Source organism: Streptococcus sp. HMSC064D12 (genome assembly GCF_001837205.1).
Lineage (GTDB): Bacteria > Bacillota > Bacilli > Lactobacillales > Streptococcaceae > Streptococcus > Streptococcus salivarius_D.
Genome location: NZ_KV831725.1, coordinates 13,134 through 33,193 on the forward strand (window position 1 = coordinate 13,134; position 20,060 = coordinate 33,193).

A 20,060-nucleotide genomic window follows, 5' to 3' on the forward strand; every position below is an offset into this window, starting at 1 on the left:
GTGAAACAAAACTAGACATTCCTGAAGACTATTATCAGGCTAAATATAAACTCATGAAGTCTCCTGTCTATGGCGACCTCGAACGTATCAAGAAAAAGCTAAAAGATATTGAGGAACTCTACGACAACTATATTGATATTCTACCAGAAGAAGAACTATTAACCATTGATATCATTGAAAGAACCCTGAATTTTATATCTGAAGAGAAGAAAGAAGATCTTGTTGAGATTGTATATGAAGACTATTTGAACCAGGTATTAAAAAAAAAAGAGTACACCTTGAATGACCTTCTGCTAATAAAATACTATACCTTTCAATGTCAAGTTGGTGACTATGATGAAGAAATTGTTGAAAGTTTTCGATGTAAATTAATTAATCAAGAATTACAAGGGGAAGAGCTAGTTAATGTTGAACTACTAGGGGCATTGTCAACTATAGGTGGAATCTATGTGATGCATCATGATTATAGAAATATGAAAACTATTGTCGATAAAATGCATACTATTATTGATAAGACGCTACAACATGCTTACAAACCCGCCGTACTCATTTTTGAAGCGAAATATTATCTTTTCTATGAGAACAATAGAGATAAAGCGACTGAGCTTTATAATACAGCTACCGTACTAGCTGAAGCTTTTGGTGATCAAGTCTTCATCAAAAATCTTAAAATGGAAATGGAAAAAGATTTAAACATAAAATAGAAAATATATCATCAACATTTTAAACATGATTCATTCCAAATGTAATAACTACCAAAGAAGCATCTGAAGTTAAACTCAGATGCTTCTTATCTTTCCTGAATATCGTTGAGTAAACGAAAGTTTTTCGGCAACGAATTTTTGAGTGAAATCATTGTCTTCTCTCAAATCCCTTAAACGTCGGTACATCAATCTTTCTCCTAAGGAAAAGTATAGAGGAAAAATTTTATGTATTGTCCTAATTGGACAATATGAAATATACTCAATAATATCCACTAGTATTCAAGTATATTGATTGATGCTTTATTGTTTGAAACAGAAAAATAATAAAGTATATTCCATTTATAGAGGGTTGATATGTCTTATTTATATTATTTGTAGGTATTTATTTACTTTATTTGATAATAACTCTTGATCCATGTTTAAAGTACCAGTTATGATAAGAGGTTCCAGAAATGTTAGACCTGTCAAATACTGAATCATAGTGATAGGCTTTAAAATCTCTTCAATTGTTACATGGAAGCGGCCGTTTCTCGTGTAGTCATCTTGCCCAGCTCCAAAACTAGCTACCAACATGACTTCCTTGCCTTGTAAGGCAGTACCAGTCGAACCATAGGCCCAACCGTATTCAAAAACAACGTCAAACCACTGTTTCATGAGGGCTGGCGTTTGGTACCAATAAATTGGGAACTGGAGTACAATGCGATCACTTACCTCTAGAATCTTTTGCTCCGTTTTGACATCAATGTCAAAATTGGGATACAGTTGGTACATATCTCGCACGTCATAACCAGCTCCAGCAGCAGCTGTTGCCAGTTCTTTATTAATGCGTGAGCCCGTTTTTAATTGAGGGTGAAATGTAAAAATTGTGGTTTTCATATCGTTTCTCTTTCTTATCTTAATTATGCTTGACCTTCCTTAGACACAAACCATACATCAAAAACGCACTAGAAACACATTACTCAAATGCAAAATTGGAGGGGACCAATAAGCTTATCAAAGACATCAAACGTCTGGGCTTCGGTTTTAGAAACTTTATTAACTTTAGGAAGCGTGTTTTCATCACTCTGAACATACAAAAAGAGAAAACCTATCAGGTTCTCTCTAGATGTTAGCTTTTCGTCACCCACTACAGTTGACAAAGAGCCATATTTAACCTGTCTACTTGACAGGGGGCATATCAATCATAGCGGGTGGTTTATTTGTTTCGCACCTTCGGAGCGAAACGGACTAATAGTCACATAATAAAAAGGAATTAAGCAACCAAACGCTACTTAATTCCTTGAAATTATCTCATCACCTCTATTAGCCTTTAAATTTTGATAGACTCTATTTTCTAATTAATATGACCAATATTATCAATACTAACCCTTTCAATCAATTCATTAGTTGTCGAAACTAAGTACATTAATAAATCCAAAAAGAGTATCAATAGTAAAGTAAACTAAATAATTGAGTTATAAATGGCTATTTTCACAAAACTGTTTCATCATCACACTATCTCAGTACACAAACCATTTTTCTATAGCTTTGTCTTAATCTTGATCTTTTTTCTTTAATCCAAGAAACGCACCTAAGGTAAACATTATTCCGGCAACTAATGACATGAAGACTTCGCTAACTGTTCCGGTTTTTGGCAACCTATCATTGTTAGTAGTTGATTTACTATCAATATTGGTATGTTTATTATCTATGTTGTCTGGTTCATTAAGATAAACTTCCTTCTTATTTTCAAAGTTTTTATCATTTTCATCAGGAACTTTAGCTGTGACATCCTTAGTTGAATCAGATTTGTGTGAATGATTTTCTCTTTGTAAATCCTCCTTTTTGTAATTTTCATCTAAGTGACTATGATTTTCTTGCACGTTATCTTTCTTTTTCGATACATCAAAAGTAGGTTTATTTTCCTCCTCCTTTTTCTCCTCTATTTTCTTGAATACAGGTTTTATAAGAGTATCTTTTGATACATTAATAACATAGCCAGCATCTTTTTTCCCTTCGACACCAGAAATTTCCCAGCCATCAAATTGATATCCTTTTTCTAATTCACCCTTATAGACAGGTAAAATGAAATCTTCTTCCGACACTATCGTTGAACTCATTTCTTTTCCATTTTGAATGGTCACAGTTACCGTATGAGGTTTTAGTTCGCTTACCTCTCCCGTATCTTTGTTTAAAATGAATTCTTTTACGGTTGTATTTCTTGCAAAATCTTTTACAACAATCTTAATGTTTAGTGTCTTATCTGTTAGTTGTTTAATATCATCAAATGATTTATATTCTTTTCCATTTACATAAATATGTTTGTCTTGAATCTCACCATCGAATCCATTATTTCTTTTATCATTGATATTAAAGACTACAGATTTTCCGTCAGCATATTCAATACTAGTATTTCCCTTAGGATCAATGTTTACTTCTGGTTTAACATTATCATATAAAAATTGATAGTGTACTCCAACCGCTTTCGCATTCAAATCGCTATAGCCAGTTTGAAGATAAACATTTCCATCCATATCTGTTACCTTATCTGGGAATCCGTTTGCTTTATAGTCTTTCATTCCCCAGTCCATGATGTCACCGTCTTTAACATTAAGCTTAATATTAAAATCTCTAGTGTTATCAATGTGTAAATCTCCGTAGATTAAATAATTATCTACAACCGATTCATTAACTCTCAACTCCCAGTTAAAACCACCCTTATCAGAAATCTTACCTCTTAAATAAAATTCTGGATTTCGTACATAAATTTTATTAGATTTAGATGGATTAAAGTAGTTCTTGTCCATTGAAAGATTTACTGGTTTTGCATCAATAAATAACATAGAACCATCTTCTTTTATAGCTTCTACGTTGGACTCATCCTCCCCATGATACTCTTTATCATCTTTACCAAATAATACCAGTTTAGAAGAATCTGTTACAAGATTTCCATCTTTATCGATTGCCTCCCCTTTATCATTCATTTTAAAGGTAAACACTTGATATTTTACAATGTTAAAGCCATCCAAAGCCGACATTAATACTGATTGAGTACTTCTTCCATCTTCAACATTTCTACTATCAGCATAAATTATTTTTTCTGATAGGACTCTTAGATTAGGATTGGCCTTTTGTATTTTTGCTATATCTTCCTGGCTATAAACTCCATTTCCTTCTAACATATCCGTTTTTCCAGGATTATAGGTAGTCACTTTTAGTGCATAGCCTTTTCTTAGAATGATGTTATCCTTTAACAGATATTGTTGTTTTTCTGAATCAGAATAGATTTTACCAGATTCCATTTCCGTTAAATTGTTTGGTTTGTTCTTTGAAAGATCACCTTCTCCTAATTCTATTACATTCCCATAACTTGATGTATAGGGATATTCTGTTTTAGTTTCCTTATTTTTTTCAGGCATTCTAATTTTAGTTTCAGCTTTTATCTGATCATCATCTTTAACAAAGAATCTCATATCTCCTGCAAAAGCTAATCCATCCACAATATCATTAATATTAGCGTATAAATCAAATGTCATCGTTTTTGAGTGGGAATCATACTTAGTCGTTTTGATTTCTACAGATCTATAGTTATTGCCGTAATATACCTTGGCATTTTTAGAAACATTACTTATCTTTCCAAGAATTTCAAAGTGTCCATCTTTAGACGGGCTTAGAACACCATAAATTTTTGATTTGATTTCGTCAAGTTTTTCAGTTTCATATTGTAAGGCACTACCATCGTCATAAGCAATGATATTTCCCTTATCATCGTATTTATAATCGTATTCCTCTGTTCTCTTACCAGTTTCACTTGTAAAGTCATCAACTTCTCTAAATTTCTTTTTAATGAGTTTCTTTAAGTCTTTACTTTCAAAATCTCTAATTGTTGAAATAGTTTTATGAATAGTCAAGCTTGATTTTTCTTCGATAGACTCTTCATTTTCTTGATGATTTTCTTCCTCAGTTGTATCTTTTTTAAGACTATCCTCTTTTCTATTTTCTAAATTTTTAAATTTAGATTCGGAAATCTCGCCAAGCTTTTGGTATTTAGATGAATCTTGATCAGGATCTACTAGATAATAGGAAATCATCCCCTTTTCATCAGCATGATCAGCAAATTTAATTCTATGAATCTTTGTGAAATTGCTAGATCCATCTAATGCAATGACTTCAATGATTTTTCCTCTTAAATCTCCTGCACCATTAATTTCATAAATAGTATTTCCGTCTTTGTCTAGTTTCCTATTTCTTCCTTGACCCTCACCTGCATAAGTTACTTCAAGATTTTTCTCAACCTCTCCATCTTCATTAACCAGAGCAGCGCCTGCATACCAAACTTCGTTTGCAATCTCGTCAAATTTTTCAGGATGTTCTTTTTGATCTCTCGCAAATAAGGTTTCATTCTTGTATTGATCTTTTACCTTGTGATAAGTATCCTTTGTAATCAACTTAATTTTTTCAGGATTTGAAAAATCAACCGAAACAATCTTAGGGGCTGTATTATCAATTTTTACAGGAATATAGGAAACCTGCCATGGGTAATCTTTAGTTAATCTATATTTAAATTTATAGAAATATTGACCTTCTGCAATCGGTTCAAATTGTCCTCTTATCTTAGTAGCAGGATCTTTGGTATCCTTGCTTTCTGGTGCATTTTCTTCTCTACCTCTAGGGTTATAGATGAGTCCATCCCATTTCAAGTCGCTCCAAACTTTTAGCTTAGAAGATTTGATTCCCTTTGCATCATTTCTCTTAGAGTTTAAAATTCCTCTAATAAAGTGTTCTCTCGAAATGACTTTTAAGTCTCTTTGATTTTCTCCCTCTTTATTTGTATTTACTATTGAAATCAATCCTTCTTCTGCACTTCTTAATACAAGTGGAGAAGGTGTTAATCCTCTCCCAAGTTGAGCATCTTGAGGATTTCCATTTGAATCTAAAGGATAAATTTTAGCAATATTAGAACCACTTGATGATGGTGCGTTGATCCCTTCGTTATTGAAAGCAAACAATTCTGGATTTTGATCTAGGGATGTTGTATTTTTATCTTTTCTATTTTGTATAACTCCTGCTGGATTAAATTTATCTATACCTTCTCCACCAATCCCCTTATTTAAGGTTCCTGGAATTTTCGGTTTGCCATCATCATCATAACCTTCCATTGTTTTTGATTTTGAACCTTCTTCCCAGGCCCATTTATCAAGGATTGGTTCGTGGTTCCAATTCCCAGCAAATCCCATTAGAGGCATCGATAAAGAAGGTTGGAAGTTTATTTTCTTCCCGTTGGAGTTCAGAGCTTCCATTTCTTCCACTGACTCAAAATGAATAAATGATTCTACAAATTTATTTTTGTTTTTAGCCTCCCCAACATTTATAACCGCATTTAAATCAAAGCTAGAATTTGGACCTATAGTGAAAGTGTCATACTCAAATGTAATATTTGCTCCTTTGATTTTTTCTGGGTGGATTTCTGGAACAATTTGCTTACCATCTGGAGATTTTTCATCTTTGTATGTTTCATCTAGTTTGAGTCTGTCAGTTAGAGCATCTGTAGTTATAGCAGATGCTGAAACTTTAAAGGTTAAAGGTCTGTTTGATGTATTGTGAAGCTTAATTGTAAAATATTTTTTATCTCCTTTTATTTCTTTAAGAGAAATAGAACCATAAGAGTTTACCAAACCTTTAGAATCCGTGTTTTTAAAAGTAGCTACGACTTCATTTCTCAAAGCATTGGCAACATTAATTAGCCCTGCTCCCTGTTGTCTAGGTGATGCAAAGTATTGACTTTTTTCTTTCCAAGAAGTTGCATCCATCATAGGGCGTGCAGTATTTTGTAGGGCTATTTTTGTAAGACTTGTAAGATCTATTTTGTCATCTCCCTTAAGATTTTTCAACACAGGTCTTTCAAGCATTTCCTTTAATTTTGGTCTAATCAAAACAGTAGAAGCTGCCACGATTGGAGTTGCCATACTAGTCCCTGACATATAACCATAAGTTGATTTCCCATTAATGACATTGAGAGTGGATTTAATATTTTTACCGGGTGCTGAAACATCTGGTTTTAAAAGTAAATCTATTCTTGGTCCCCAAGATGTGGACCCTGCTGGAACGATGATCTCTTCTTTATACAGTTCTTTGTCTGTGTCAGGTGCAAACTTAAAGTCAATCTCTTTTTCGTCACCTACATTCGGTTTATTAGAATTATAGCTTGCCATATCAATTGGATAGTATTGCTCCAATTTATCTTTAAAATCTTCTTTATTATTCCTTTTAACCTCAGTTTTTTTATCAGGGTTAATCATGTTCCATAACTTTACACCATCATCTCCTGAAATTGAAAAAACTTGACTAGTAGTTCCTTCATCCTCCTCATATCCCATAGCTGGAAGCTCTGTCCAATTATCTCTATTGTAGTAATTTACAGTATTTACAACCATAATGCCACGTGCACCCTTATCCGTTGCACGTTTAAAAGCATTTTTTAACTCCTTTGTATAAATTCTATCCATTACTGCAATTTTGCCTCTAAGATCCAATCCTATCAAATCTTTGTCTTGCCCCTTGCCTATATATACAAATTTTAATTTACTAGAAGCTTTTGATCCTTCTTCATTTGTTATGATTTTATTCTTATCGAAAAAGGCACCTATATTTCTATATTTAAAACTTTCTCCACCTATGTTAACTTTATCAAACTCAACTGTTTGATTTTTAGCAGATGCGACTGCTATCGCATCTTCATGTGCTGCAGTTCGTGTTACATTTCCAGTGTCGGTCATTTTCAGATTATTATTTGCCACTAAATCCCATGAAGAACTTGAAGCAGAAGTCGCATAGTTACCCGTAGCTACAACCATTGGAATGCCTGCTTTTCTTAATGCTCTAATAGCTTGCCAATATTTCTCACCTACAAGACCTGTTCCTGTAAAGCCAGATGATATCGAAACAACATCGACATTGTGTTTGATCGAATCTTCAATAGCATGAAACATTGTTTCATCTCCTGCGAAGCCAGATCCTGCGTCAGAGTACATTTTATAAGAGAAAATCTGTGCATTAGGAGCAATTCCATCTATTCCGTTAAAGTTTTTAATATCTTTTTCAGTATCATTTCCCGCAAGAATCCCTGCAATATGCATCCCATGTGGATCAAAATAATCGCTTCCATCATCAGCTTTTTCTACAGTAATTTTACCACCATTATAATAATTGAAAGCATGAGGGATTTTATCACTCAACCAGAAATTTTTATCAGTACCTTTTAAGTCTTCTTTTTTAAATCTCATTGAGTCTTTAGCATCATCATCAATCCTCATGGCCTTATGCCTATAATCCGTTCCCGTATCGATATTTGAAATGACCATACCTCTACCATCAAAGTTTTTCCCAAATGGTGCATTGATAGATTTTAGGTAATCGATTGCCTCTTCAACTCCAATTTCTTTTCTAGCATGATTCATCATAGGTTGGACTTTTTGTGACCTTTCAACCGATGAAATACCTTCTATTAGTTTAATTATGTCCAGAGTATCTTTGGTTGTTTCAATAGCACTACCGTTAAAAATTCTATCATAAGTATATAAAACTTTTGTATTCTTAAGATTTGATAGTTCCTTGATTGCTTTTTCTCCAGATTCTTTATCTTTAAATTCAGCAATATAGACAAGTTTATCCTCTTTTTTGGGACTTTCTGGGTCTTTACTTGCAGACGAGTCCGCTTTATCTCCTTGGGATTGATTGGAATTTTCTTCTTTGATTTTTGCTTCTTCATTGCTAGTGTTATTGTCTATCACAGGATTTTTACTAACAACTTCTTTTTCCTCAATAATTGTTGTTTTCTTTTCTTCAGTATCCTTTGAAGTTTCTATAACATTATGAATATCTTCAAGTTTTTCTTTGTTTTCGTTTTGTTTACCTACTACTGTTTCTTTATCAGATATTTTTAAAGAATCTTCAGAACTAGGTGTATCTGCTAGGATTACCTCATTAGGGACATATGCTGCTAAAATAACTGCAGCTGTGGTTAATGACAATACTGTACTTTTTTTCATTTTAATTCCTTACATATTTATTTAACTTCCAATAGATAGTAAACTTTAACTTTGCTAGCATTTGTTATAAAAAGTTTTACTAATACTCTTCGAAGATCGCTTCAAACCGCGTCAACGTCGTCTTAGCGTATGTATGGTTACTGACTTCGTCAGTTCTATCTACAACCTCAAAGCAGTGCTTTGAGCAACCTGCGGATAGTTTTCTAGTTTGCTCTTTGATTTTCATCGAGTATAAGTATTATCTAGGAAATAGAGTAGTACATTTATATATAATTGTTAGCTCTCCAGAAAAATAGTATATCATTTAAAAAATTTAAGTCAAGAAAAATTAACCTACATTAATTTATTTTTTAATAAGCGTTAAAAACATAGAGTCAAAAACTTTCGTAGTTAGCTGGGGTACATTATCAGAACATTCACACCATCAAAAATAGTAGCAATCAACTTAAAGCACTAGCAACATCACAAAGTCAAACATCATTAATGAAATATCAGCGCTATTAAACAATATAAAAAACCGCTAAGAATAAGACTTAACGGTTATCTTCTACATATCTATTTTTTCAAATCCTCAGTCGTTTATCTACCTATAACCTAGACTTTACGAGTGCCTTGCTCTACCAACTGAGCTAAATTGGCTAACACTTTTATAGTATGGCACTCTCAATTTTTTGTCAGGAAGTTTTAAACGATTTTCTTTATCAAAATCCGGCAAGGATTCTGGGGATCCCATAGTTGAGGAAAAATCTCTAATTTTTTAAAACCAACACTTCGATAAAAGACATTTGTTCGATCATAATCTTTATTAGAGCCTTCTGCTACTGTTTTTACCTGTAGGTAGTCTACTTGTTTGCGTGCTTCACTTTCTAAAGTAGCAAGCAATTGACTCCCAATTCCTCTACCTTGATTAGCTTTTTTTACGCCGAGACAATCAATCTCTGCACACTCTTCACTAGAATAGGACAAGCTTACAAATCCAGTCAAATCACTCTCCTGATAGGCTGCCCAAACTTGCAAATCTTTGGCTCCTTCGATGTAGGCTTGCGTGCTTTCAGGTACTCCAAACCATTCTGGCAAATCCTTTAAAACCTCATCAACAACTGCCATTTTTTGATCTTCATCCTTGACTTCTTCAATTGTAAACATCATAAGTTCCTTTCTTGATTTTAGTCTTACTTTCCCCCTTACGAGCCAGCACTTTCGTAGGCATTCAAGCCCCTATCCCAGAGTTTGAGGGAAATGAAAAAGAAGACAAGGGAAATCAGAATCAAACCACCGATATCAAAGAGCCCATTCTTACCCTGCAAGAAATAACTGGCAGGATAGTAAGCCGTAAAGGCAAATGGCACGATAAAACTGATCAACCAACGAAGGAGCGAATTGTAAATGGAAATCGGGTACTTGGCAAAATCATTGAACATATAAAAAATATAAATCATGGCGCCTGACTGTTTAGTCCAAAAAGCGATACTGGCTGTCGCTATTTTCAAGGAAGTATAAATCAAGGTAGCAAATGGAATACAGACTAGGAAAATCAGGAATTTGGGAAGCGTCCAAGCAATGCTTGATACTGTTGTTCCCAATAGAATGCAACCGACCAAAAGTTCCCCCAAGGCATCAATCTGAAAGGTCTCAACCAGAATATGAAAGAGAGGGTTGATAGGACGAGTCAAATACTTGTCAAATTCCCCTTTTCGGACTAGTCGTTGACCTAAGGCCCAGAGATTGTCAAAAAAGAGATGATCTAATCCCTTTGGAATTAAGGAAAATCCATAGATAAAGGCAATTTCTTGAAAGGTCCAACCTTCTAGCGAGGGGATGTGTTGAAAGATGACATTGAGAAACAAGAGGTTTAGGCCTTGAGTCAGAAAGACTCCCAACACACCTACCACAAAATCCACCTTGTATTCCATGATTTGCTTGATGTATTGTCTGATAAAAATCAGATGCATGCGTTGATATTTTTTCATACTAACCTCCTTGAATAGTGATAAATGACTGGACTCGTTTCCAAATCAACTGAGACAAGCCCACCATCACTATAAGCCAGAAAAACTGAAGCAAAAGTGCTTGAAGAATCTGACTGGCATCGTATTTCCCAACAATAATCATGACCGGAGTGTAAATTAAGGATGAAAAAGGCAAGAAGGAGAGAATAGCTGAAACCACCTTTGGAAAGAAAGCCAAGGGAATCAAACTTCCAGACATAAAGGCCACTATGGAAGTCTTGAGTAGATTGGAACCCCAAAGATTTTTAAAGACAAATGCTGAAAATCCAAAGCAGATATTAAAGAAAAAGTTAATCAGATAAGCCAGAGTTAAGCTAAAGAGATAAAGGACAGTTAATCCCAGCACTTCTACAATTCCTTGCCCAGACAGGATTTTCATCAAAATAATGACACTTAAAAATGGCAGGCCAACAGAGATGAAAATCAACCACTTGGAACCAAGCTCGGTGAAAAGGTAAGAGGCCGCAAAATGCACTGGTCTCAGCAAGCGCATGATAATGGAGCCATCCTTGACCTCCTCCCCAATCATAAAGGAGCTATCAGACCTCGTCAAAAGATTGGTCACAAAACTCATGATGATGTAGAGAGTGATATCTGCCATACTGAAGCCCTGAATCAAAGGCTCCTGGGAGGAGTCAAAGACAGCCTTCCAGAGATAGAAAGCGACAAAAGCCCCCATGACATCACCAATCCGATAGAGAATAAAGTTGACTCGATAGGTAATCAACTCCTGAATCCCTGCATTGATAAAGGGTTTATAACGTCTCCACAATTTGACCATCTTAGAGCTCCTTTCGATAGAAGCGACGGATAATATCTTCAATATCCGTATCTACCATCTTCAAATCACGAACTTCAAAATCAGATAAGGTTTGCTTGATAATATCGGCCGACTGGTAGCGGAAACTATCGAATTCAATATTGAGAGTATTTACTTGTCTATCAATGGACATATCAGGCAAGCCCTCATAATGAGAGACGAGATGACTTTGACCTGGCGTCAGATCGAAAGAGAGAGTCTTCATCTTTCCAAAGGTTTCCTTGAGCTGGCTAACCGTTCCATCAAAAATCTCTTGCCCCTTGTCAATCATAAAAATCCGATTACAGAGTTGCTCAATGTCACTCAGATCGTGAGTGGTCAAGAGAATAGTTGTTTCTTCTTCCTGATTAATCTGAGTAATGGCCCGACGAATGTTGTCCTTGACCGACACATCCAAACCAATGGTCGGCTCATCTAAAAAGAGAACCTTGGGATTGTGAAGCAAGGAAGCCGCAATATCCGCCCGCATCCGTTGACCTAGCGAAAGAGTCCGCACGGGATCCTTGATAAAGTCCTTCAAATCCAAGACTTCATTCAAAAAATCCATGCGCTTGTGGAAGAGCGAGTCTGGGACATCGTAAATCTCCTTCAAAACCGTGTAAGTTTCTTGCAGGGCCAAGTCCCACCATAGCTGGGTGCGTTGTCCGAAAACGACTCCAATATCCTTGACATAATCTTGGCGATTATCCTGTGGAATCTTGCCATTAATCCGACAAAAACCAGATGTCGGTTTCAAAATTCCTGTCAGCATTTTAATGGTGGTCGACTTCCCAGCACCATTTGCCCCGATAAAACCTAGAATCTGCCCCTTGGGCACCTCAAAGGTCAAATCCTTGACCGCTTCAAAGGTCTGCTTTTCAGGATGAATAAAGGAACGCAAAGCCCCCTTCACCCCCGGTTCCTTGACTGTCTTCACAAAATTTTTCTGAAGATGTTTCACTTCTATCATTGCCATATCTATCTCCTACAGTAAAAAATCAACAAACCGTGTCCTCTAAACACAAAAAGCCAATTTCTCATCTCCTAAAATCTCCCTTCTTTATCACAGCAGAAGACCTTAGTATTACTCTATTATAAAGCAGTTAAAAAAGGAAACCAAGTGTTATTCTCTCAAAAGAGAAAATAGTTTTGATACTTGAAAAAATCAAAAAAATCTGTCTAATTCACTAAACAAAATGACACAATTCAATAATTCATCAAAGCCTCTACATATTCCTGTAGAGGCTCATTTAAACTTCTCTCATTCTTGCTTGTGAATGTTTAGATAGATTATAAGCCACAAAAAAGCCACCATATGGTGACCCTTAATTAATAAAATTTCTTTTATAAACTTCTCCTCACCCCAACCAGTCTTTTTCTTTGGCAATGCGGACGGCTTCTGTTCGGTTGCCTGCATCGAGTTTGGTCAGGATGGCTGTCATGTAATTTCGGACGGTTCCGTTTGAGAGAAAGAGACTTTCGGCGATTTCTTGGTTGGTTGACCCTTGGGCAACCATGGCCAAGACTTCTTGTTCGCGTTGGCTGAGTGGATTATTGTCAAAGGCGACACCTTCAACCAGCTCTGGCGAGTACTCCTTTTGACCTGCTAGGACGGTATGAATGGTCGCCATGAGGTCACTGATGGAACGCTCTTTGAGCACGTAGGCATCCACGTGGGCTGCAAGGGCTCGTTTGAAATAGCCTTTTCGTTTGAAGGTGGTCACTATAACGACCTTCGTTTCTCTTTGGTTGGCACGGATCCACTCAAGAACATCAAGGCCTGTTTTAACTGGCATTTCAATGTCTAAAATGGCCACGTCTACCTCTTCTTTTTCCAAGAGAGCAATGGCTTCTTGGCCATCACTGGTCGCATGGACCTCCTCGACATCGTCCTCCAGCATGAGAAGTTGGCAGAGGGCGTCCCTCAACATTGACTGGTCTTCGGCGACTAATAATTTCATGCTTTTCCTCCCTCTTTCAAATGCACACGAATGGTTGTTGGATGCGATTGAGACAGAATTTCCAACTCTCCATCTACCAAACTGAGGCGCTCTCTAATACTGTGTAGTTCTTGTCCAGTGACTTCCTCAAAGCCACAACCATCATCTTCAAACTCTAAAACAATCCCATGATGACGACTTAGACGAATCTGACAGCTATCAGCCTGACTATGTTTAATGACATTATTGGCCAGTTCACGAAGTACCATAGATAAGGTAGACTGAGTAACTGGTGACAGGCTGTCTAAGTCAAGACTGCTGTCCACGGTCAAGACGATATCCGATAGGTCAAAGAGCCGCTCAAGTTCTAGCAACTCCTCAGCTACAGTTCGGTACTTGAGCTGATTGACAATCTCACGCACCTCGTACATGGAGTCACGGCTAATTTGGTTCAATTCTTCCAGATTCTTTCTAGCAGCATCATACTGCTCCTTGTCCATCTGTTTTAGAGCCAACTCGGTTTTGAGACTCATCATGGCAAAGGTGTGTCCCAAGGTATCGTGCAAGTCACGACCAATACGATTACGTTCATTTTCAGCTGATAGGATATTGATGGTACGGTTGGCTTCTTCCATCTTTCTCTCCTGACGTATACGGTTTTGAAAATAGTACATTCCCAACGAAAAGAGGAGAATAGCCATAGACATGAGGTGAGTACTCAAGTCGTCTCTCAATAGGAAGGATGATGACGTCAAAATCAAGAGTGTCACTAGAAAGGAAAAGAAACGATAAGATGATATACTATCCTCAAAGCGCCAAACGAGAAGATTGACGTTGAAAAAAACAAACCACATCATGCCCCCCTGGAAGGTTATGGACATAAAGATAATGTAAGCTAGAGTGTAAAACCACAGAAAGGGAATCCACTTGCTATAGGCCTTTTTCAAATACACCATAAGGAGATAAGCGATGGTAAACAGTCCTGTCAAAACTAGGGTCCAAACTGGATAATACCCACCAAGGACTCCCAATACTGGGAAGACAAGGAAAATAAGACTAACAAAATAAGCGAAATCATTTTTCTGGTAAGTTCTAAACATGGTCACTTTCTCTGTAAGATTTGATAAAAAGGGCTAAGCCTGTAGCTATTGTAGCATAGACCAAGATAAAAATGAGTGATTTCCATGAAAATTCACCTTTTTTCGCAAAATTGACTACCAATTGATTGATATGATAGATGGGTGTCCACTCAGAAATGTGCTGAACCCATTTTGGAAACATGGTTACTGGCATCCAAGAGCCACCGATAATAGCGAGCCCAAGAAAGACGATATTTCCGACGATAGCCATGATTTGTTGAGATTTAATTTGGGCCAGGAGCAAGCCAAAGGATAGAAAGACTAGACTCGACAAGAGTAACAGAGCACCTGAACCGAGCCAATGTGAGAATGGCATCTCAACATCACGCACAAAAGCTCCCACACAGAAAGTCACTAGGATAGCTACCATAAAGTTCATAAGAACTCGAAAGATTTTAGAGAGGTAATAGGATTGAATACTGATTTTTGAATGTTCGATGTAAGTTAACCAGTGATCGGTTTGATCCTCTCTAAGCATGTAGGGGAAGGTAAAGAAACCAAAGCTAGACATAGAAAATCCAGTCATGGTCAACATATAAGACAAGATAAAGGCTTTTTGTGATTCAGGGTCAGGACTCATTTCCATACCTGAATACAAGAGGAAGAATCCGACGGGCATTCCGATGGACATGATGAAGACTGGCCAACTGCGCCATGTTTTTATCCATTCGATTTTAAGTAGTGCTTTCATGACTTGTCCTCCCTTGTGCTATCAAATAGGCTATCTAAAAGTGTCTTGTTTTGAATTTCAATGTCAGAAATGCGACAGCCTAGAGCTTGCAAACTACTCCAAATACTTTCAATATCTTTAGTCATAAAGATTACTACATCACGTTTTTCAGTCACATCATAAATTGCTGCCAGTTTGTCAAGACTTGGCGCAAAGCGACTTGGTAAGGTGACTTGCTTTTCCTTTTCCTCACTACGCATAGCATGTGGCGTAGTATCCCTGATGAGTTTTCCCTGATGAAGAACCAAAATGCGATCAGCTGTGTGCTCGACTTCTTCGATATAGTGGGACGAATAGAGAATGGTCACACCTGACTTTTTCAAATCATTGATGATTTCCCAAAAGCGTTGGCGTGTCGTAGTGTCCATCCCTGCTGTCGGCTCATCTAAAAACAGAATGTCAGGCTTGCCAATAAGACAGAGAACAAAGGCAAGAAGACGTTTTTGTCCGCCCGAGAGTTTGTCCGCAAACTGCTGATACTGGTCGTCTTTGAATTGTAAGAGTGCTTGAATCTCTTCTTTGGATAAGCCATTTTCAGAAATATCTTGGAAAAATGCAATCAGTTCCTTAACTCTTAATTGTGAGGGAATGGTATTTTCTTGAAGGAGAACAGCAATTTGATCTTGTGCTTTACCCTTTTTGCCCTTGATAAAGACTTGACCGCTACTGGCTTTCTTATCACCAAGAATGCAGGACATTAAGGTCGTTTTACCAGCACCGTTGGGCCCGATTAAGGCAAGACAGTCTCCTTGTCCCACCTCAAAGCTAATATGGTCTAAAATTGTTTTTCCTTTGATTTTTTTGACAAGATTTGTGACTTGAAGGATTGCTTCACTCATGTGTGTGATTTCCTTTCTTTTGGTAAAAGGCTAAAAAGACATAACAAGCTGCAACAGATACCCCCATGACACTGTAGAGAATATCACTGCTGCCATGAAGTAGGACATAGGCAAAGAGGATGGTCCAAATTACCGCTAGGAGTATGATGCTTAGTATTTTCAATAATTTCATACTGGGCCTCCTAGTTTTTCAATTCATTAATGACAAGGTCGATAAAACTTTTAGCCATAGTGATAAGAATGTAAGCTGAGATAGACAAGCCAATAATCATACCCAAATTTGAGAAGATAGCTTCAAAGTTCCCTTTTTCAAAGATGTCAGTAAACATGCTAAGTCCAGCAAAGACAGTTCCGATAACAGCGTAGATAAGGTAAGATGTTTTGATTTTCATGAGATGACCTCTTTCGTTTTTTATTATTTCTAAGTTATGACTAAAGTATATCTTTTTGGTCATTCTCTTTTTAGCACCAGATGTCATGACATGACATGACATTTGTCATGTGACGTAAAAAAGCCGACCTAAGGTCAGACCCAAGAGATAGATAAACTATTTCAAATGAACCATGAGCTAAAAATTCTTCAAAGCATGACATAACAATCTTTTTGGAGAAAATCTTAAAATTCTGTATCAAGAAAAAAAGCCGACCCAAGGTCAGCTTTTCATTATCTTATTAATTATTTTTTGAATGGTTCTTCCACCATGATGAGAGGATGGAACCTGAGATATTGTGCCAAATACTAAAGATAGTTGATGGGATAGCAGCTTGTGGCACGAAATATTTCATAGCAAGGGTTGCTCCAAGACTTGAGTCTTGCATTCCCACTTCGAAGGTAATGGCTTTTTGTTGGGGTTCTTCCAAACCAAGGATTTTTGAAAATCCAAAACCAAGGGCATAACCACAAAGGTTATGGAGCATAACGACTGGAATGACAAGGGCTGTCGCTGCTGTAAAAATATTAGCATGGTTGGCAGAAACCACTGCTCCAACGATCAATAGGATGGCAGCTTGAGAAATCAAAGGCATAATTTTGATGATGGCATCAATTTTTTTACCAAAGATTGAGTGAACGAGTACACCCAAGATAATAGGGACAACCACGATACGCAAGGTACTAAGGAAGAGGCTTTGGGCAGGGACACTCACGTACTGACCAGCCAAGAATGACAAGAGGGTTGGAATCATGAGTGGTGCCAAGAGAGTTGAGAGGGTTTCAATAGAGACATCCAAGGCAACATCCCCACCTGAAAGGAAGGCCATGACACTAGATGAAGTCCCACTTGGACAAGAGCCAACAAGTATAACCCCTGCTGCTGTCGCACCCTTAAGATGGAAAATCATACAAAGCAACCAAGCCAAACCAGGCATGATGACATAGTGGGCAACAGTCCCAAGGACAACTGGAATTGGACGCTTAACAATACGTTTAAAATCTTCAGTGGTCAAGGTAAGTCCCATACCAAAGAGAATCAAACCAAGCAGATAAGCCGTATTTGGAATGACCCAACTACTAGTTGCGGGAAGGGCATAGTTAAAGGCCGCCCAAAGGATAACAGCTACAGTAAACCATTTGCTGAGCCATTTACTAAAAGATACAAGTGACTCCATAATGAAACCTTCTTTCTATTTTCACAGAATAGTATAGCACTTTCATTTTGAATTTCAAGGTAAATTTTGAATTTTCTGAAATTAATTCCAAAAAAATAAACCCTCACACTTAAGATGTGAGGATTTTGTGATTTCTATAAACGTTAAGCCTTGTCTTGCGACTTTTCTTCAAACTGTTGAGCCCGTTCTTCTCCCCACCATAGTGGCAATAATTCACCCAAAGTAATGGTTTGACGCGTTTCGTAGTCAACCATAAATTCCAAGTTACGATTGTCGGGGTGCAGTTCCATTAGAAATTCGCGACAAGCCCCACAAGGCATGCCAGATGGTCCACCATGAGGTGGTTGGTCACGAAAGGCGATAATTCGCTTAACCTTAGTTTGACCAGATTCTTGATACATATTGAAAAGGGCAGCCCTTTCAGCACATAGATGGAAAACACCACAAGTCCCTTCCATACAAAAGCCTGTGAAAATTTGCCCATCTTCAGCCTCAACAGCAGCCACAACGTGTCTAGCATAGACAAAGTCTGAGACTTCCTGTGGCTGATACAAGGATTGAGCCTTTTCATACATTTTCTGCCAAATATCCATTATTTCTCCTTTAACCTCGATCACTTTCTCTATGAGACTTGATAAAGAGCGCAAGCCCTGTTGCTACTACAGTATAAGCCAAAATAAACAAAAGTGATTTCCATGAAAATTTCCCGTCCTTTGCAAAATTAACAACCAACTCATTGACATGATAGACAGGCGTCCACTCAGAAATGCTCTGAACCCACTTTGGAAACATGGAAATAGGCATCCATGACCCACCCACGATAGCCAGGCCAAGATAGGTGATGTTTGCTACGACAGACATAATTTGTTGAGATTTAATCTGAGCGATAAGCAAACCAAAAGCTAGAAAAACCAGACTTGACAAGAGTAAGAGAGCACCTGACCCTAGCCAACCTGACAAAGGCAACTCAACATCTCGAACAAAAGCTCCCACACAAAAGGTCACAATGATAGCAACCATAAAATTCAGCAAAACACGAAAGATTTTAGAAAGATAATATGCTGAGATACTGATTTTAGAATGCTCGATATAGGTCAACCAGTGCTCCGTTTGGTCCTCTTGCAACATATAAGGGAAGGTAAATAAACCAAAGCTAGACATGGAAAAGCCAGTCATGGTTAACATATAAGACAGCAAAAAATCTTTTTGAGCCTCGGGATTTGGTGTTGAGACAATACTTGAGAAAAGTAGGAAAAAGCCAACAGGCATGCCGATTCCCATGATAAAGACTGGCCAACTTCGCCACGTTTTAATCCATTCAATTTTTAGTAATGCTTTCATGCCTTGTCCTCCCTTGTTGAATCAAATAGGCTATCCAAAAGTGTTTTATTTTGAATTTCAATATCAGAAATTCCACAGCCCGATTTTTCGAGTATTTGCCATACCTTTTCGATATCTTTGGTCATGAAGCTGATGACATCCCTCTTTTCAGTAATTTCATAGATGTCTGATAGTCCGTGAACAATGCTAACAAAGCTACTTGGAAGAGTGACCTGCTTCTCCTTTTCTTCGTGTCGCATAGCGTATGGCGTGGTATCTCTGATAAGTTTCCCTCGATGGAGGACTAAGATACGGTCAGCCGTGTGTTCCACTTCTTCGATATAGTGAGAGGAATAGAGGATAGTTGTCCCAGCTTTTTTCAAGTTATTGACAATCTCCCAGAAACGCTGACGAGTGGAGGTATCCATACCCGCTGTCGGCTCATCCAAAAAGAGGATTTGGGGCTTATCTATCAAACAAAGGACAAAAGCCAGAAGACGTCTTTGCCCACCAGAGAGTTTGTCCGCAAACTGCTGATACTGGTCTTCCTTGAATTGCAGAAGCTCTTGCACCTCTTGATTGGTCAAGGGATTATCAGAAATAGATTGGAAGAAGGCAATTAGCTCTTCCACTTTCAAACTATTTGGAATGGTATTTTCCTGAAGTAGAACCGCAATTTTATTTTTGGCCTTACCTGCCTTACCATCAATGAGGACCTGACCACTGCTCGGTTTTTTATCGCCAAGAATACAGGACATCAAGACAGTCTTACCTGCCCCATTAGGTCCAATCAAGGCCACACAATCGCCCTTGTTTATTTCAAAACTAATCTCCTCTAAAATGGTCTTTCCCTTGATACGTTTCCCAAGAGAAGAAACCTGAATAACTGTCTCACCCATCAATGCTTTCCTTTCTTTTATATAGATGCCATGCTTGACAATATCG

17 protein-coding genes and 2 pseudogenes are annotated in these 20,060 nt (G+C 37.4%); 2 read left to right on the forward strand and 17 right to left on the reverse strand.

Annotated elements, in window-relative coordinates; translation table 11 throughout:
• Positions 1 to 704, forward strand: a 704-nt coding sequence (locus tag HMPREF2697_RS01945) for a transcriptional regulator (RefSeq protein WP_070849405.1), incomplete at its 5' end; no start/stop codon positions are given.
• An 87-nt stretch (positions 705 to 791) separates the two neighbouring features.
• Here the strand turns inward: HMPREF2697_RS01945 and HMPREF2697_RS10075 are convergent.
• Both HMPREF2697_RS10075 and HMPREF2697_RS01950 read right to left on the reverse strand, forming a co-directional pair.
• Positions 792 to 890 (reverse strand): annotated as a pseudogene (locus tag HMPREF2697_RS10075) (XRE family transcriptional regulator); the annotation flags it as partial.
• Between the two features lie 177 nt (positions 891 to 1,067).
• Positions 1,068 to 1,580, reverse strand: a complete 513-nt coding sequence (locus HMPREF2697_RS01950; protein WP_004182329.1) for an NAD(P)H-dependent oxidoreductase — start codon at positions 1,578 to 1,580, stop codon at positions 1,068 to 1,070.
• A 32-nt stretch (positions 1,581 to 1,612) separates the two neighbouring features.
• Between HMPREF2697_RS01950 and HMPREF2697_RS10080 the strand changes: the two are divergent.
• Positions 1,613 to 1,809: pseudogene (locus tag HMPREF2697_RS10080) on the forward strand (transposase); the annotation flags it as partial.
• A 427-nt stretch (positions 1,810 to 2,236) separates the two neighbouring features.
• Here HMPREF2697_RS10080 and HMPREF2697_RS01960 read toward each other — a convergent pair.
• The 15 genes from HMPREF2697_RS01960 to HMPREF2697_RS02030 form a co-directional block, all read right to left on the reverse strand.
• Positions 2,237 to 8,731 carry a S8 family peptidase gene (locus HMPREF2697_RS01960; RefSeq protein ID WP_045768593.1) on the reverse strand — a complete coding sequence of 2,165 codons (6,495 nt, stop codon included), beginning with the start codon at positions 8,729 to 8,731 and terminating at the stop codon, positions 2,237 to 2,239.
• A 684-nt stretch (positions 8,732 to 9,415) separates the two neighbouring features.
• Positions 9,416 to 9,877 carry a GNAT family N-acetyltransferase gene (locus tag HMPREF2697_RS01965; RefSeq protein WP_070849408.1) on the reverse strand — a complete coding sequence of 154 codons (462 nt, stop codon included), beginning with the start codon at positions 9,875 to 9,877 and terminating at the stop codon, positions 9,416 to 9,418.
• Between the two features lie 38 nt (positions 9,878 to 9,915).
• On the reverse strand, positions 9,916 to 10,701 hold the full coding sequence (locus tag HMPREF2697_RS01970) for an ABC transporter permease (protein ID WP_045768591.1): 786 nt from the start codon (positions 10,699 to 10,701) through the stop codon (positions 9,916 to 9,918).
• Between the two features lies 1 nt (position 10,702).
• The gene (locus HMPREF2697_RS01975) at positions 10,703 to 11,521 is read right to left on the reverse strand and encodes an ABC transporter permease (RefSeq protein ID WP_045768590.1); all 819 of its coding nucleotides are present in this window, start codon (positions 11,519 to 11,521) and stop codon (positions 10,703 to 10,705) included.
• A 1-nt stretch (position 11,522) separates the two neighbouring features.
• Positions 11,523 to 12,515, reverse strand: coding sequence for an ABC transporter ATP-binding protein (locus HMPREF2697_RS01980; protein WP_070849410.1), 993 nt, complete (start codon positions 12,513 to 12,515; stop codon positions 11,523 to 11,525).
• A gap of 382 nt (positions 12,516 to 12,897) precedes the next feature.
• On the reverse strand, positions 12,898 to 13,500 hold the full coding sequence (locus tag HMPREF2697_RS01985) for a response regulator transcription factor (RefSeq protein WP_070849412.1): 603 nt from the start codon (positions 13,498 to 13,500) through the stop codon (positions 12,898 to 12,900).
• Positions 13,497 to 14,579 carry a sensor histidine kinase gene (locus HMPREF2697_RS01990; protein ID WP_070849415.1) on the reverse strand — a complete coding sequence of 361 codons (1,083 nt, stop codon included), beginning with the start codon at positions 14,577 to 14,579 and terminating at the stop codon, positions 13,497 to 13,499. Before HMPREF2697_RS01990 ends, HMPREF2697_RS01985 begins: the two co-directional genes overlap by 4 nt.
• Positions 14,572 to 15,309, reverse strand: coding sequence for an ABC transporter permease (locus tag HMPREF2697_RS01995; RefSeq protein ID WP_045768586.1), 738 nt, complete (start codon positions 15,307 to 15,309; stop codon positions 14,572 to 14,574). The genes HMPREF2697_RS01990 and HMPREF2697_RS01995 overlap by 8 nt, the downstream gene beginning before the upstream one ends.
• A complete protein-coding gene (locus tag HMPREF2697_RS02000) occupies positions 15,306 to 16,187 on the reverse strand; it encodes an ABC transporter ATP-binding protein (RefSeq protein ID WP_070849417.1) in 882 nt (293 codons plus the stop codon). Before HMPREF2697_RS02000 ends, HMPREF2697_RS01995 begins: the two co-directional genes overlap by 4 nt.
• Positions 16,180 to 16,359, reverse strand: coding sequence for a hypothetical protein (locus HMPREF2697_RS02005; protein WP_070849419.1), 180 nt, complete (start codon positions 16,357 to 16,359; stop codon positions 16,180 to 16,182). The genes HMPREF2697_RS02000 and HMPREF2697_RS02005 overlap by 8 nt, the downstream gene beginning before the upstream one ends.
• Before the next feature lie 10 nt (positions 16,360 to 16,369).
• Positions 16,370 to 16,579: a hypothetical protein gene (locus tag HMPREF2697_RS02010; protein ID WP_004182317.1), complete on the reverse strand. Its 210-nt coding sequence runs from the start codon at positions 16,577 to 16,579 to the stop codon at positions 16,370 to 16,372.
• Positions 16,580 to 16,859: 280 nt separating this feature from the next.
• A complete protein-coding gene (locus HMPREF2697_RS02015; protein WP_070849422.1) occupies positions 16,860 to 17,795 on the reverse strand; it encodes a bile acid:sodium symporter family protein in 936 nt (311 codons plus the stop codon).
• A gap of 143 nt (positions 17,796 to 17,938) precedes the next feature.
• Complete coding sequence (locus tag HMPREF2697_RS02020) at positions 17,939 to 18,388, reverse strand: cytidine deaminase family protein (RefSeq protein WP_013990401.1); 450 nt, start codon at positions 18,386 to 18,388, stop codon at positions 17,939 to 17,941.
• A gap of 10 nt (positions 18,389 to 18,398) precedes the next feature.
• A complete protein-coding gene (locus HMPREF2697_RS02025; RefSeq protein ID WP_013990400.1) occupies positions 18,399 to 19,136 on the reverse strand; it encodes an ABC transporter permease in 738 nt (245 codons plus the stop codon).
• A complete protein-coding gene (locus tag HMPREF2697_RS02030) occupies positions 19,133 to 20,014 on the reverse strand; it encodes an ABC transporter ATP-binding protein (RefSeq protein ID WP_070849424.1) in 882 nt (293 codons plus the stop codon). The genes HMPREF2697_RS02025 and HMPREF2697_RS02030 overlap by 4 nt, the downstream gene beginning before the upstream one ends.
• Between the last annotated feature and the right edge of the window lie 46 nt (positions 20,015 to 20,060).

What these genes read in the sequence shown, in the direction of transcription:
- HMPREF2697_RS02020 (WP_013990401.1), bottom strand. Translation starts at nt 18,388, where the DNA reads ATGGATATTTGGCAGAAAATGTATGAAAAGGCTCAATCCTTGTATCAG.
- HMPREF2697_RS01960 (WP_045768593.1), bottom strand. Translation starts at nt 8,731, where the DNA reads ATGAAAAAAAGTACAGTATTGTCATTAACCACAGCTGCAGTTATTTTA.
- HMPREF2697_RS02000 (WP_070849417.1), bottom strand. Translation starts at nt 16,187, where the DNA reads ATGAGTGAAGCAATCCTTCAAGTCACAAATCTTGTCAAAAAAATCAAA.
- HMPREF2697_RS02005 (WP_070849419.1), bottom strand. Translation starts at nt 16,359, where the DNA reads ATGAAATTATTGAAAATACTAAGCATCATACTCCTAGCGGTAATTTGG.
- HMPREF2697_RS01965 (WP_070849408.1), bottom strand. Translation starts at nt 9,877, where the DNA reads ATGTTTACAATTGAAGAAGTCAAGGATGAAGATCAAAAAATGGCAGTT.
- HMPREF2697_RS01970 (WP_045768591.1), bottom strand. Translation starts at nt 10,701, where the DNA reads ATGAAAAAATATCAACGCATGCATCTGATTTTTATCAGACAATACATC.
- HMPREF2697_RS01950 (WP_004182329.1), bottom strand. Translation starts at nt 1,580, where the DNA reads ATGAAAACCACAATTTTTACATTTCACCCTCAATTAAAAACGGGCTCA.
- HMPREF2697_RS01990 (WP_070849415.1), bottom strand. Translation starts at nt 14,579, where the DNA reads ATGTTTAGAACTTACCAGAAAAATGATTTCGCTTATTTTGTTAGTCTT.
- HMPREF2697_RS01995 (WP_045768586.1), bottom strand. Translation starts at nt 15,309, where the DNA reads ATGAAAGCACTACTTAAAATCGAATGGATAAAAACATGGCGCAGTTGG.
- HMPREF2697_RS02015 (WP_070849422.1), bottom strand. Translation starts at nt 17,795, where the DNA reads ATGGAGTCACTTGTATCTTTTAGTAAATGGCTCAGCAAATGGTTTACT.
- HMPREF2697_RS02030 (WP_070849424.1), bottom strand. Translation starts at nt 20,014, where the DNA reads ATGGGTGAGACAGTTATTCAGGTTTCTTCTCTTGGGAAACGTATCAAG.
- HMPREF2697_RS01980 (WP_070849410.1), bottom strand. Translation starts at nt 12,515, where the DNA reads ATGGCAATGATAGAAGTGAAACATCTTCAGAAAAATTTTGTGAAGACA.
- HMPREF2697_RS02010 (WP_004182317.1), bottom strand. Translation starts at nt 16,579, where the DNA reads ATGAAAATCAAAACATCTTACCTTATCTACGCTGTTATCGGAACTGTC.
- HMPREF2697_RS01975 (WP_045768590.1), bottom strand. Translation starts at nt 11,521, where the DNA reads ATGGTCAAATTGTGGAGACGTTATAAACCCTTTATCAATGCAGGGATT.
- HMPREF2697_RS01985 (WP_070849412.1), bottom strand. Translation starts at nt 13,500, where the DNA reads ATGAAATTATTAGTCGCCGAAGACCAGTCAATGTTGAGGGACGCCCTC.
- HMPREF2697_RS02025 (WP_013990400.1), bottom strand. Translation starts at nt 19,136, where the DNA reads ATGAAAGCATTACTAAAAATTGAATGGATTAAAACGTGGCGAAGTTGG.